General features: G+C 69.6%; 12 protein-coding genes and 1 other RNA gene. 4 read left to right on the top strand and 9 right to left on the bottom strand.

Annotated features, from left to right (window positions below; genetic code table 11):
* Window positions 1-11: 11 nt before the first annotated feature.
* Window positions 12-1,157: an EndoU domain-containing protein gene (locus tag NR792_RS12220; RefSeq protein ID WP_375760226.1), complete on the bottom strand. Its 1,146-nt coding sequence runs from the start codon at window positions 1,155-1,157 to the stop codon at window positions 12-14.
* A gap of 86 nt (window positions 1,158-1,243) precedes the next feature.
* Here NR792_RS12220 and NR792_RS12215 point away from each other — a divergent pair, with 86 nt between their 5' ends.
* A complete protein-coding gene (locus NR792_RS12215) occupies window positions 1,244-2,068 on the top strand; it encodes an SDR family NAD(P)-dependent oxidoreductase (RefSeq protein ID WP_375760225.1) in 825 nt (274 codons plus the stop codon).
* A gap of 27 nt (window positions 2,069-2,095) precedes the next feature.
* On the opposite strand, the gene tyrS is transcribed toward NR792_RS12215, so the two are convergent.
* From tyrS to ssrS, 3 genes are all read right to left on the bottom strand, one after another.
* Entirely contained in the window at window positions 2,096-3,358 is a 1,263-nt protein-coding gene (gene tyrS, locus NR792_RS12210) for a tyrosine--tRNA ligase (protein ID WP_375760224.1), read from the bottom strand.
* Between the two features lie 94 nt (window positions 3,359-3,452).
* On the bottom strand, window positions 3,453-4,085 hold the full coding sequence (locus NR792_RS12205; protein WP_120526503.1) for a 5-formyltetrahydrofolate cyclo-ligase: 633 nt from the start codon (window positions 4,083-4,085) through the stop codon (window positions 3,453-3,455).
* Window positions 4,086-4,104: 19 nt separating this feature from the next.
* A non-coding RNA gene (ssrS, locus tag NR792_RS12200) (6S RNA) lies at window positions 4,105-4,297 on the bottom strand.
* 159 nt (window positions 4,298-4,456) lie between these two features.
* Here ssrS and NR792_RS12195 point away from each other — a divergent pair.
* The 3 genes from NR792_RS12195 (at window position 4,457) to NR792_RS12185 (ending at window position 6,723) form a co-directional block, all read left to right on the top strand.
* Window positions 4,457-5,449: a type IV pilus biogenesis/stability protein PilW gene (locus NR792_RS12195; protein ID WP_375760223.1), complete on the top strand. Its 993-nt coding sequence runs from the start codon at window positions 4,457-4,459 to the stop codon at window positions 5,447-5,449.
* Window positions 5,446-6,441, top strand: a complete 996-nt coding sequence (locus NR792_RS12190) for a serine/threonine-protein kinase (protein ID WP_375760222.1) — start codon at window positions 5,446-5,448, stop codon at window positions 6,439-6,441. The genes NR792_RS12195 and NR792_RS12190 overlap by 4 nt, the downstream gene beginning before the upstream one ends.
* A gap of 108 nt (window positions 6,442-6,549) precedes the next feature.
* A complete protein-coding gene (locus NR792_RS12185; protein ID WP_375760221.1) occupies window positions 6,550-6,723 on the top strand; it encodes a hypothetical protein in 174 nt (57 codons plus the stop codon).
* Here the strand turns inward: NR792_RS12185 and NR792_RS12180 are convergent, their stop codons facing one another.
* From NR792_RS12180 to NR792_RS12160, 5 genes are all read right to left on the bottom strand, one after another.
* Window positions 6,724-7,866, bottom strand: coding sequence for a cysteine desulfurase family protein (locus NR792_RS12180; RefSeq protein WP_375760220.1), 1,143 nt, complete (start codon window positions 7,864-7,866; stop codon window positions 6,724-6,726).
* Window positions 7,863-8,984 carry a bifunctional oligoribonuclease/PAP phosphatase NrnA gene (locus tag NR792_RS12175; RefSeq protein WP_375760219.1) on the bottom strand — a complete coding sequence of 374 codons (1,122 nt, stop codon included), beginning with the start codon at window positions 8,982-8,984 and terminating at the stop codon, window positions 7,863-7,865. The genes NR792_RS12180 and NR792_RS12175 overlap by 4 nt, the downstream gene beginning before the upstream one ends.
* A gap of 13 nt (window positions 8,985-8,997) precedes the next feature.
* On the bottom strand, window positions 8,998-9,831 hold the full coding sequence (locus NR792_RS12170) for a deoxyribonuclease IV (protein ID WP_375760218.1): 834 nt from the start codon (window positions 9,829-9,831) through the stop codon (window positions 8,998-9,000).
* A 27-nt stretch (window positions 9,832-9,858) separates the two neighbouring features.
* Complete coding sequence (locus NR792_RS12165; protein WP_375760217.1) at window positions 9,859-10,698, bottom strand: Fic family protein; 840 nt, start codon at window positions 10,696-10,698, stop codon at window positions 9,859-9,861.
* A 121-nt stretch (window positions 10,699-10,819) separates the two neighbouring features.
* Window positions 10,820-12,157: an AAA family ATPase gene (locus NR792_RS12160; protein ID WP_375760216.1), complete on the bottom strand. Its 1,338-nt coding sequence runs from the start codon at window positions 12,155-12,157 to the stop codon at window positions 10,820-10,822.
* Window positions 12,158-12,174: the final 17 nt, after the last annotated feature.

The raw sequence follows: 12,174 nt of genomic DNA, 5'->3' as shown, positions 1-12,174 counted from the left end.
ACGCGGGTTTCCTACTCCGCGCAGGTGGCGGCTTCCTCGGTGGGGTGCAGCGTGGCGATGCCGTAGGTGCCGTTGCGCGTGCCGCACCAGATGCGCCAGTTGCCGCCACCGATGTCCGGCGCCGAGTACACGCCGCCTTCCTTCTTCGCCCCGCCGCGCGCACAGCAGCGCGCGAACGCGCGGGTTCCGATGGCGGCGATGGAGACCGCGTCCTGCGACGTCGAGAATCCGCCCATCCGCTTCACGCCGCACGACCAGGGCGCCAGGCCCTTGAAGCGGATGAGGTACTGCTCGCCCCGCACCGCTTCCTCGCCCTTGGCCGGGCCCTGGTAGCAGACCTTCCCTTCCGCTTCGAGCTGCGCGTAGCGAGGCAGGAAGTGGAGGCCGCCAATCGGGCCGCGCTGCCAGTCATCGCCGCAGAAGACGTGCGTGAACGCGTTGCGCGGGCCGGTGCTCACCCAGAGGCTCGTGAGCCACTCGATGTTCGCCTGTCGCGCACCCGGCCGGCCCGCCGCGGACAGCGCGCGCTGCACCCGGGCGTCGTCGTAGTGCTTCGCGAAGAAGCGCTGCACGTCCCCGGCGCTCACGCTCGCGTCGGGACGCGCGGGGCACAGGTCCAGCACCTCGCGGTCCAGCGCGGACAGCGCGGGCGCCTTGGCGAAGAGGGGCGGCTGGTCACAGGTGCTCGCGCAAGCCGCCGCATCGTCCGGAGCCGGAGGCGGAGCCGCCGCGCGGCCCGCGGGCGCACGGACCGCCACGGTGGTCTCCTCGTCGTCGGAGGCCTCGGCGCTGCTCGCGGCTGCGGAGGCGGTGCCGCCCCGGGCCGCCTGCTGCTGGCGCGTGTTCTCACGGTCCGCGCGCACGAGCGCGTCCGCGCTGGGCGCCTTCTGGACGGCGTCCGTGGGCGTGCCATCGCAGAGCACCCAGCCCTCGGCCTTCGGTCCCTGGAGCTTGCACCACGCGCGGTCGGGGCCGCCCTTCTTCACGAGCGGATAGGACACGCCCGGCTCCACGGCGAAGACGACCTTGGAGGACTCGGGTTGCTCCACCGCGTCCACGGACTCTTCGGTGACGAAGACGCCGCTGCCCGCGAGGGCGGCGGAGGGGGCCATGGAAATGGCCAGGAAGAAACAGGCGAGCGACCCGGAGAGGCGCATGGTGCGCGGGACTCTAACAGGGGTGCCGCAAGCCCGCTGTTCCCCGGTTGCGCCCGGCGCCGCGCCGCGAAATAAGAGCGCCCGACATGAAACCGATGAATTTCCGAGGCCGCTGGGTGCTCATTACCGGCGCGTCGTCCGGCCTGGGGCTGGAGATGGCCCGCCTGCTCGCCAGGGAGCATGGCGCCCACATCATCGCCGTCGCCCGGCGCGAGGACCGGCTCACCGCGCTCAAGGCGGAGCTGGAGTCCGCGCACGGCGTGCAGGTGCTGCCCCTGTCCGCGGACCTCACCCGGCCCGGCGATGCCGAGCGCGTCTTCGAGACCGCCACGGCGGGCCGCACCGTCGACGGCGTCATCCTCAACGCCGGCGTCACCTACTTCGGCCACGCGCTGGAGCAGCAGCCCGAGTCCTTCGACGCGATGCTGGCCACCAACATCACCAGCGTGGTGCGCATGGCCCAGCGCTTCGGGGCGCACTTCGCGAAGCGGGGCGGGGGAGGCGCGCTGATGCTCGTCGCCAGCACCGCGGGCTTCGCGCCGCTGCCGTACCAGACGGCCTACGCGGCGACGAAGTCGTTCGTCATCAGCTACGGGCGCGGCCTGGCCTATGAGCTGCGCAAGGCGGGCGTGTCCGTCACCGTCTTCGCGCCCGGCGGCATCGCCACGGAGATGCTGTCGGTGTCCGGCCTGGACCGGAAGTTCAAGGCGGGCGACGTGGGCATCATGTCCGCGGAGGCCTGCGCGCGCACCGCCGTGGAGGCGTTCGTGCACCGCCGCGAGCTCTCCGTGCCCGGCGTCCTCAACCGCTTCCTCGCGACGATGATGAAGCTCCTGCCCCACGGCTTCCTGATGGGGCGCTCGGCCGCGCTGTACGAAGGCGCGCTGCCGAAGGAGCCGCCCGCGCCGTGACGTCAGCGCGGGCGGTGCACCACGGCCTCAGGCCACCTTCACCCGCGCCGCCTTCAGCTTGCCGACCTGCACGGTGTACTCGCCGGCCCCCAGCTCCGCCTTGGGGTCGGTGACCTTCTCTCCGTTCACCCGGACGCCGCCCTGGGTCATCAGCTTGCGCGCCTCCGTGGCGGAGGCCACGAGCTTCGTCTCCGGCAGCAGCTTCGTCACCAGCAGCTTCTCCGCGCCCGCGAGCGACACCTCCACGAGGGGCAGCTCGTCCGCTGACAGCTCCTTCTTGGCGAAGCGCTTCTCGAAGTCCTCCGCCGCCTTGCGGCCGGCCTCCTCGCCCTGGAAGCGCGCGGCCATCTCCTGCGCGAAGGCGACCTTCGCGGCCTTGGGGTGCGCGGCGCCGGACTTCGTCTTCTCCTCCAGCTCCAGCACCTGCTTGAGCGGCATGGAGGAGAGGAGCTTGTAGTACCGCCACATCAGGTCGTCGGTGATGCTCATCAACTTGCCGAAGATGCTGTCCGCCGGCTCGTCGATGCCCACGTAGTTGTCCAGGCTCTTGGACATCTTGGGGCCGGTGATGACGCCGTCCACCAGCTTCGCGTCCAGGCCCTCCAGGATGGGGCCGGTCATGATGACCTGCGGCTCCATGCCCTCTTCCTTCATCAGCTGCCGGCCGACGAGCAGGTTGAAGAGCTGATCCGTCGCGCCCAGCTCCACGTCCGCCTTCAGCGCCACGGAGTCGTAGCCCTGCAGGAGCGGGTAGAGGAACTCGTGGATGGCGATGGAGGTGTTCTCCTTGTAGCGCTTCTTGAAGTCGTCGCGCTCCAGCATGCGCTGCACGGAGTAGCGCGCCGCCAGGCGGATCATCCCCTCGGTGCCCAGCGCGTCGAGCCACTCCGAGTTGAACTTCACCACCGTCTTGTCCGGGTCCAGGACCTTGAAGACCTGCTGCTTGTACGTCTCCGAGTTGACCTTCACCTGCTCGCGGGTGAGCGGCGGACGGGCCGCGTTCTTCCCGGAGGGGTCGCCGATGAGGGCGGTGAAGTCACCGATGAGGAACACCACCGTGTGGCCGAACTCCTGGAAGCGCCGCATGCGCGTGAGCAGCAGCGTGTGGCCCAGGTGCAGGTCGGGACGGCTGGGGTCGAAGCCCGCCTTGATGACCAGCGGCTTGCCCTTCTCATAGGAGCGCTGGAGCTTCTTCTTCAGGTCCTCCGGCACGTGGAGGTCCACGGTGCCGCGAGTGACTTCTTCGAACTGCTCTTCGGGGGTCGCCTTGCGCAGTGCGTCCGGGTTCATGGCGCCGCGGACACTAGCCCAAAAAAGACAACGGGCAGGGCGGGACTTCTCCAGTCCGCCCCACCCGTGAAGGTCCGGTCGTCAGCCTGACGACTCAGGTGTCCAGGAAGTCGAAGCTGCGGCACAGGCCGCGCAGCGTCTGGCTCTCCGTGACGATCTGGTCCATGTCCACGTCGTCACTCGTCGTGGGCAGCGCCTGGACGATCTGGTCGTTGAAGGCCAGACCCACCCGGCGGCTGCGCGAGCTGGCCGCCTTGAGGGTGGCGTCGTAGTAGCCACCGCCGCGCCCCAGCCGCTTGCCGTCCGGGCTGAAGCCCAGACCGGGCACCACGAACAGGTCGATCTGATCCACCGCAATCAGGTCCGAGGAGTTCGTGGGCTCACGGACGCCCAGGCGTCCCGGCTCCAGCTCGCTCTCCGACTTGATGGCCCGGAAGGCCAGGATGCGCCCATGCACGTGGGACAGCGGGTAGCAGACGATCTTCTCGTCCTGCAGCGCCGCGATGAGGATGTCCCGGGTGGGCACCTCGCCCCGGATGGGGGCGTAGAGGGCCACCGTCCGTGCCTTCTGATAGTAGGGCGAAGCCAGGAATCGAGACTGGACCTTGAGGCCCCGCTCGTCGATGAGGTCGTTGGTCATCGCCTTGCGGCGCGCCGTCAGTTCCTCACGAAGCGTGACCTTCTTTTCCGCCGCCGCCGCCACCGTATCCGCCGCCGTCTCGCTCACCGCCGCCGCTCCAAAGAAAGAGTCCCCCGCCGAGCCGTGTGTCCAGCGTCCATTGAACCCTTAGAAGCCAGGTGGGGACCGAAATCATGTCACCGCAGGCTTCCCTCATCCCCGGTGAAGGGGGAGGGCTTGCACATGGCGACCGAAACGGACCCCGGAATGGACGTATCGGTTCGAATTTCTGCTGGGCATCACGCACCCCGCAGGGAACAGACCTTTTACTGCTCAAATCTCGCTACAAGTCCTTAGAATCACTGGGAAAATCCCAGGGCGTTCTGGGAAAATGATAAGGATGGAGAAGCGTGCGGTCAAGCCGTCCTCGCGCGTTTACAAGCCGCCCCGTGGACTTCTATGATGCCCGGGTCCCCGACATGTCGCCCCCGACCCCAACATTGGCTCTCGCGGCGGTAGCCTGCCTCGCCTCCGGATTCGCCTGGGCGGGTCCGCAGCTGAACAGTACCTACCAGGGAGATGCCTTCGGCCCCATCGAGTTGCGCTCGGACGGGGAACATCTGACCGGCACCGCGCCGGCCGGGGGGCCCTGCCAGCGCCCGGTCGCCGAGCAGATCCTCACCGGAGACTTCCAGGGCAACGTCTTCCTGGGGGAGATCACGCTCTGTCAGACGGGCGACACCTGCACCCCGTCCCGGAGCTTCCCGCTGATGCTCGTCTACAACGTGGAGGAGCGCGCGCTGGCGGGCGTGGTGAAGCTGGAGGGCGGCTGCGAGTCCCCGGCCCTGCCCCGGAACGGGATGCTGGTGCTGCGGGCGACCGAGCAGGGCGCGGCCCTGACGCCCGCGGCGGCGCCGGCGACCGAGCAGCGTCAGGCGCAGGCCCCCGCCCCGCCGCCGCCGTCCGGTGGCGCCGCGCAGGTGGCGGCGCAGCGCCGGCTGGAGCCGCTGGACGTGGCGGCGACCCTGAAGCAGGGGCAGTCCCTATTGGCCCAGAACCCCATCGCCGCCTCGCAGCAGTTCCAGCTGGTGCTGGCCCAGGAGAAGGAGAAGAACAACGCCTGGGCGCTGACGGGCATGGGCGTGGCGCACTACCTGCGCAAGCAGCACCCGGAGGCGCTCAAGTACCTGGAGCAGGCGCGCAACGTGGGCAGCGGCGCGGCGCGGGCGGAGGCCTTCTTCTGGACGGCGTGCGTGAAGCGGGCGGCGCAGGAGTCGGGGTTCGCCCAGCTCGCGCTGCGCCAGGCGGTGCAGGGTGGATGGTCCGCGCCTGAGAACAACGCGCTGGTGGAGCGCGAGCTCCAGCAGTTCGCCAATGAGGGAGCGGAGTACGAGTTGCTGTTGAAGCAGGCCCGCGGCCGCAAGCGGGTCCAGGGCCGTGAGCCGCAAGGAGCTGGCAGCGCCAGCCCGTGAACGCGCCGAACTCCGTGTCGAAGCCCGTCCGGGTCTTCGGCAACTACGAAATCCTGTCGCTGTTGGGCAAGGGCGGCATGGCCGAGGTGTACCGCGCGCGCGTGCGCTCCGGTCCCTACGAAGGCTGGACGGTCGCGCTCAAGCGGCTGCTGCCCGCGCTCACCCGCGACCCGGCGTCGGTGGACCTCTTCCGCCGCGAGGCGCAGCTGTCGCGCCAGCTGGACCACCCGAACATCGTGAAGGTGCTGGACGCCGGGATGCTGGACGACGTGTCCTTCCTGGTGATGGACCTGGTGGACGGGCGCGACCTGGGCCACATCCTGCGCCGGTGCAAGGCGCGCGGGATTCCGCTCCCCGTCGACTTCGCGGTGTACCTGGCGAAGGTGCTGCTGGAGGCGCTCGCGTACGCGCACACCGCCACCGGGCCGGACGGCAAGCCGCTGGGCATCGTCCACTGCGACGTGTCCCCGTCCAACCTGTTCATCTCCCGGGTGGGGGAGATCAAGCTGGGCGACTTCGGCGTGTCGCGCGTGCTGGTGGACGGGAAGCTCCAGGGCGGCGAGGTGCTGGGCAAGCCGTACTACCTGTCCCCGGAGTCGCTGCAGGGCGCCGTCACCCCGGAGGCGGACCTGTGGGCCGCGAGCGTGGTGCTCTATGAGCTGCTCACGCTGGGCCGGCCCTTCGTGGGCACGACGCCGGAAGAGGTCTTCGCGGGCATCCTGTCGCGCAAGTACCGGCTCCTGAGCTCGGTGCGGCCGGACATCCCGGAGGCGCTGGACGCGGTGCTGGCGAGAGCGTTCGCGGAGAACCCCGAGGACCGCTTCCCGTCCGCGGAAGAGTACGCGAAGGCCCTGTCGCCGCACTTCGACGAGCGCGTGGGCACCCCCCTGGCCATCGCGGCGGTGGTGCGCGGCCTCTTCGGCACCACGGACGAGATGCCCGTGTACCGGGGCGCTCCGCCCAACGGCTCCTCTTCCGACGGCAACGGGTAGCCGGGCGGGCAGGGCCCCGGCACGCGGGCTCCCGGACGGTGGAGCCCGCTGCGGCGCATGCCCCGGATGATGACCTTTCCTCCCGCGAACATGCACCGGGAGGAATCCATGGCGACCGAGCGAAAGCAGCAGCAGCCCGAGCAGGACCGGCCCGCCCGCGAGACGCGGCACGGTGACGAGCGACTTCCGCCCAAGGCCGACGAGGCCAAGGAGGGGATGCCCGGCTACGGACAGCCCGACCCGGAGGTGCGCGAGAAGAACCTGCCCGAGCAGAAGTGGTGATCAGCCCAGCGCGCGCACGAGGGGGACGTGCGTGCACAGCGCTTCCACCACGCGCTCCACTTCGGCGCTCGTGGTCGAGGGGCCCAGGCTGAAGCGCAGGCTTCCGCGCGCCTGCGCGGGCGAGAGGCCCATGGCGCGCAGCACGTGGGACGGGGACAGCGTGCCGGACGCGCAGGCCGCTCCCGACGAGACGCGGATGTCCTCCAGGTCCAGCGCCATCAGCAGCGCTTCGCCCTCCACGCCGTCGAAGCGCAGGTTGCTGGTGTTGGGCACCCGGGGGGCCTGGGCTCCGTTCACCGTCACGCCGGGCAGCCGCTGGAGCACCTGCTGCTCGAAGGTGTCACGGAGGGCCGCGACCCTCGCGGCGGCTTGGGACTGCTCCGCCGTGGCCAGCTCCAGGGCCAGGGCGAGGGCCTCCGCGTAGGGCACGTTCTGCGTGCCTCCTCGCCGGCCTCCTTCCTGGTGCCCGGGCGTCAGCGCCCGCACGTCCACGCCCTTGCGCACCACGAGCACGCCCACGCCCTGCGGGCCGCCGAACTTGTGCGCGGAGAGGGAGAGGAGGTCCGCGTCCACTTCGCGCAGGGAGAGCGGCACCTTGCCCGCGGCCTGCACGGCGTCCGTGTGGAAGAGGATGCCGCGCTGACGGCACGCGCGCGCGGCCTCCGCCACCGGCTGCAGCACGCCCGTCTCGTTGTTGGCCCACATCAACGAACACAGCGCGGTGTCCGGCGTGAGCGCTTCCAGCACCGCCTCCAACGGCACGCGGCCGTCGGAAGCGGGGGAGAGCCGCACCACCTGGGCGCCGTCCTTCTCCAGCTGCGTGAGCGCCCCCAGCGCCGACGGGTGCTCCACCGTGGTGGACACCACGCGGCGGCGGTCCTTCACGGGCCGGGCCGCGTAGGCGCCCACCAGCGCGAGCGCATCCGCTTCGCTGCCTGACGCGGTGAAGGTGATCTCCTTCGGCTCGCAGCCGAGCACGCGCGCCACCTTCGCCCGTGCCGCATCCAGCCGGGCGCGGGCCTCGCGCCCTCCGCCGTGCACGCTGGACGCGTTGCCGAAGCCGCCTTCCGTGAAGGCCCGGGCCAGCAACGCGCCCACCTCCGCGCGCACCGGCGCGGCGGCGTTGTAATCCAGGTAGATCACGTGTCCTGCGCGGACAGCAGCGACTTCGGCCGCTCCTCGGCGACGCCGAAGGCCTCGAGGAAGCGCGACACCACCTCGCGCTTGAGCGCCTTGCGCTTGTTCGCGCTGCCGGACAGCGGCAGCCGCGCGCCCGCCATGCTGCCGTGGCCGCCGGAGGAGCCGCCCAGGTCGTCACACAGCTCGCGGATGAGGCGGCCCGCGTTCATGCGCCGGTCCTTCACCCGCAGGCTCAGGAAGAGCTGGTTGCGGAACGTGCCGTACGCCAGGGACCACTTCATCCCTTCGAGGTACATCATCCGCTCCGCGACCTCCGCCACCATGTCCGGGGAGTAGACCTCCTCCAGGTCGGTGATGATGGCGGTGCCGTAGACCTTCGCCTTCTCGATGGACGTGTGGAACAGCTGGAAGAAGCGCGCGGGCAGCTCCGGGTGCTCAATCTGTCCCAGCAGCTGCTTGTCACAGCGGGGGAACAGCCACAGGTAGCTGTCCACGTCCGTCTGGGTCGTCTCACGGCCCAGGTCCCGCGTGTCCGCCTTGATGCCGTAGAAGAGCGCGGTGGCGATCTCCACGGACGGCTCCAGCCGGGCGGCGCGCAGGTACTCCACCAGCATCGTGGAGGTGGCGCCGAAGTCGCCGCCCACGTCCGCGAAGGGGGCCAGCAGGCTCTCCTCGCGCAGCGGGTGATGGTCCACCACCAGGTCCGCGCGGTAGCGCGCCGGCAGCGAGTGGTTGCGCACCGGCGGCTGCGTGTCCACCAGGCCGAAGAGGTCGTACTGGCTGAAGTCGAGCTGCGACACGTGCGACACCGGCAGCCGCAGCACGCGCACGAACGCGACGTTCTCCGCGCGTCCGATGATGCCGCCGTAGCCCACCTGGGCCTCGATGCCGGCCTTGCGCTCCAGCAGGTGGGCGAGCGACACCGCCGCCGCCATGGAGTCGGGGTCCGGGTTGTCGTGCGTCAGGATGAGCGCCCGGCGATGGCCCTTGGCCACCTGGAGCAAGCGGCCCAGCTTGTCGGCGGCCGGCAGCTTCGCCAGACGCGCTGGCGGAGGCTCCGTGAGCTCGCTCCCGGCGGGAAGCTGGGCGCGGCGGCTTTGGAGGGACGGGGTCAAAGGCATGGGGACTCTTCTTTTACTTCCTCCGGCACAGGGATTCGAGAAGTCGGATGTTCTCCCCATAACGTTCCGGAAAGGGTGTTTCCAGCACCCCAATGGTGTCGACGAACCGCGCATCCTTCATGAGGCAGCGGAAGGCCGTCAGTCCGATTGCTCCCTTGCCAGGTTCCTCGTGGCGGTCCACCCGGCAACCCAGGTCTTTCTTACAGTCGTTGAGGTGGAAGGCGCGCACGCGGTCCAGGCCCACCCGGCGGTCGCACTCGTCCATTACCGCCGCGTAGCCCCTGGGCGTCCGCAGGTCGTAGCCCGCCGCGAACAGGTGGCACGTGTCCAGGCACACCGCCAGCCGCGCCTCGTCCGCGACGCGGCAGAGCAGCTCCTCGAGGTGCTCGAAGCGCCAGCCCAGCGCGTTGCCCTGGCCCGCGGTCACCTCCAGGCAGACGCGGGCCTGGAAGCCGGGGCAGCGGCGGTGCACCTCGTCCAGCGCTTCGGCGATGCGCTTGAGGCCGCGCGCTTCATCCGGGTGCGAGCCGGGGTGGAGGATGAGCAGCGGGATGCCCAGGCGCTCGCAGCGGGTGAGCTCCTCGGTGACGCACGCGAGCGACTTCTCGCGCGCCTCCGGCACTTCGCCGGCAAGGTTCACCAGGTAGCTGCCGTGGGCGATGACGGGGAGGCCCGTGCGGCGGGCCTCGGCGCGGAAGGCCTGGGCTTCCGCGTCCGTCAGCGCGGGGGCGCTCCAGCCCCGCGCGTTCTTCGTGAAGATCTGCAGGGCGCGGGCGCCGTGCGCTTCGGCTCGCTGGAAGGCCTGGCTCACGCCGCCAGCGATGGATTCATGAGCCCCGATGCGCACGGCTTCGACTTCGTCTCTCTTCTGCCGCTACTCGACGGTCTTGTACTTGCGACCCAGGTCGCGGAAGTACTTCACGCCGTTGTCGAGCGAGTTCTCCATCGCGTCCATCAGCACCGTGCGGAACGTGGCCACGGGCGCGCGGAAGGACTCGTAGTAGCGCTGCCGGTCGATGGAGTGGATGACCGCGGGCATGTAGCCGTTGCGCAGCAGGATGAGGTTGCTGCACATGCGCCCCACCTTCCCGCTGTGCTCGGTGAAGGGGAAGATCTGCAGGAACTCGTGCTGCACCACCGCCGCCTGCTTGATGGGGTGGAACTCGCGGAACTCCGCGCTGGCGGTGTGGTCCACGAGCTTCTCCAGCCGCGCCTGGATCTTCGCGGGCTGGGTGATGTCGTGGAAGTAGGTGCGGTGCAGGGGCATGTCCTTGCGCAGTCCCGCGCGGTCACGCTCCTTGGCCAGCTCCTTCTCCGTGCGCTCGCGGCGCTCCATGCGCGCACGCTCGGCCAGGGCTTCCGGCGTGTTGCCCAGGAAGAGGTCGTGCATCCGCTTGATGGTGGTGAGCGTGAGCTGCGACTGCTTCTTCGCGCCCGCGGCCTCCTCGCGGATGTAGTCCGCCACCGCCTTGTGGTTGCGGATCTCCAGCACCACCGGGATCATGGAGGCTTCCGCCGCGGTGCGCTCCGGGAAGAGCGCGGCCATCAGCTCCTGGTGCGTGTACACGACGCCTTCGAGCGCGGCGTCGTGGTAGATCCACGACATCTCGAAGCGGTCGAGGAACTCACGCGCGGGCTGCTTGTCCTTGTAGATCTCAAGGTACTCGCGCAGCTGCTCGTTCTTCTCGTCGATGTCCTGGTAGCGTTCCTTCACGGACTGCGGCTCCTTCTCGCTCCGGCCCGCCCCGGGCGCTGATTCTCAAGAGGCTGCGCCGGGAGGTACAACGGCACGCGGAGTCTAGAAATTCCGCGCGGTTGGAACAAATAAAACCCGACTAGAGATTCACCAGGAACACCTCGCACGCCTGGTCGAGCAGGTCTTTTGAAAGGGCTGGCGGGATTTGCCGGTATCGGGCCGCGTCCCGGATGAGCGACACGAGGTCGCGGGGGTGGCAGGAGCGCATCTCCATGCTGCGCGGCTTGTAGTAGTGCTCCACCAGGTAGGTGATGGCCTGGTCCACGTAGGGGATGCCCGCCGCCTCGCACACCCGGCGGAAGATCTCCCGGTAGGACTCCTCGTCCGGGTTGCCCACTTCAATCTTGTACTTGATGCGCCGCAGGAAGGCCTCGTCCACCAGCTCCTTGGGGTCCAGGTTGGTGGAGAAGACGAGGAGCTGATCGAACGGAATCTCGAACTTCTTGCCGGTGTGCAGGGTGAGGAAGTCCACCCGCTTCTCCAGGGGGACAATCCAGCGGTTGAGCAGGTCCGTGGGGTGGACCTTCTGGCGGCCGAAGTCGTCGATGAGGAGCATGCCGCCGTTGGCCTTCACCTGGAACGGCGCCTCGTAGAAGCGGGTGCTCTCCGAGTAGATGAGATCCAGCGTCTCCAGCGTCAGCTCGCCGCCCACCACCACCGCGGGGCGCCGGCAGAGCGACCAGCGCTTGTCCATCTCGAAGGTCTGCCGGCGGCCGTTGGCGTCGCGGCCGATCTCCAGCGACACGGGCGTGTGGATGATCCGGTCGAAGACCTTGATGATCTGGTTGTCGATCTCGAGGCAGTGCGGGACGAAGACCTCGCCGCCGAACATGTGCGAGATGGCCTCCGCGAGGCTCGTCTTGCCGTTGCCCGGTGGGCCGTAGAGGAAGAGGGAGCGGCCGGAGTTCACGGCCGGGCCCAGCTTGTCCATCAGCTCCGCGGGGACGGTGAGGTGGCCCAGGGCGGCGACCAGGTCCTCCTGGCCCACGACGGGCGTCTCCTCCGTCTGGCTGCTGATGAGGGCGTTGTACTGCTCGATGGGGACCGGGGCGGGGCCCACGTAGGTGGAGCGGGTGAGGGCGTCACGCGCGTACTCGCGGCCCTTCTCCGTGAGGGCGAACTCCACGGAGGCGCGGCCAAAGCCCTTGCCGCCGCGCAGGTCCACGAGCTTCTCCGCGGCGAGGAAGTCCACCACGTGCTCCACCACGCCGGACCAGGGCAGGCACATGCTCTCCGCGATGGCCACGCCCGTCCCGGTGCCGGCGTAGTAGAGGAACTTGAGGCCCAGGTCCGCGAGCAGACCCATCCTCAGGCCCGTGTCCTCCAGCGACTTCGGCTCCGAGGGAGCGATGTCGAGGACGGACGGGTTCTCCAGCTTGAACGGATTGTCTTCGTACGCGTAGCCGGCGGGAGGCATCGGGTACGGGTTCTACC

The sequence above is a fragment of the Corallococcus exercitus genome, assembly GCF_042231735.1.
In the GTDB taxonomy this organism is placed as follows: Bacteria; Myxococcota; Myxococcia; order Myxococcales; family Myxococcaceae; genus Corallococcus; species Corallococcus exercitus_B.
This window is presented reverse-complemented; position numbering and strand designations above follow the sequence as displayed.

Coding starts and splice junctions, on each gene's coding strand:
- NR792_RS12220 (WP_375760226.1), bottom strand. CDS start 1,157: ATGCGCCTCTCCGGGTCGCTCGCCTGTTTCTTCCTGGCCATTTCCATG.
- NR792_RS12215 (WP_375760225.1), top strand. CDS start 1,244: ATGAAACCGATGAATTTCCGAGGCCGCTGGGTGCTCATTACCGGCGCG.
- tyrS (WP_375760224.1), bottom strand. CDS start 3,358: ATGAACCCGGACGCACTGCGCAAGGCGACCCCCGAAGAGCAGTTCGAA.
- NR792_RS12195 (WP_375760223.1), top strand. CDS start 4,457: ATGTCGCCCCCGACCCCAACATTGGCTCTCGCGGCGGTAGCCTGCCTC.
- NR792_RS12185 (WP_375760221.1), top strand. CDS start 6,550: ATGGCGACCGAGCGAAAGCAGCAGCAGCCCGAGCAGGACCGGCCCGCC.
- NR792_RS12175 (WP_375760219.1), bottom strand. CDS start 8,984: ATGCCTTTGACCCCGTCCCTCCAAAGCCGCCGCGCCCAGCTTCCCGCC.
- NR792_RS12160 (WP_375760216.1), bottom strand. CDS start 12,157: ATGCCTCCCGCCGGCTACGCGTACGAAGACAATCCGTTCAAGCTGGAG.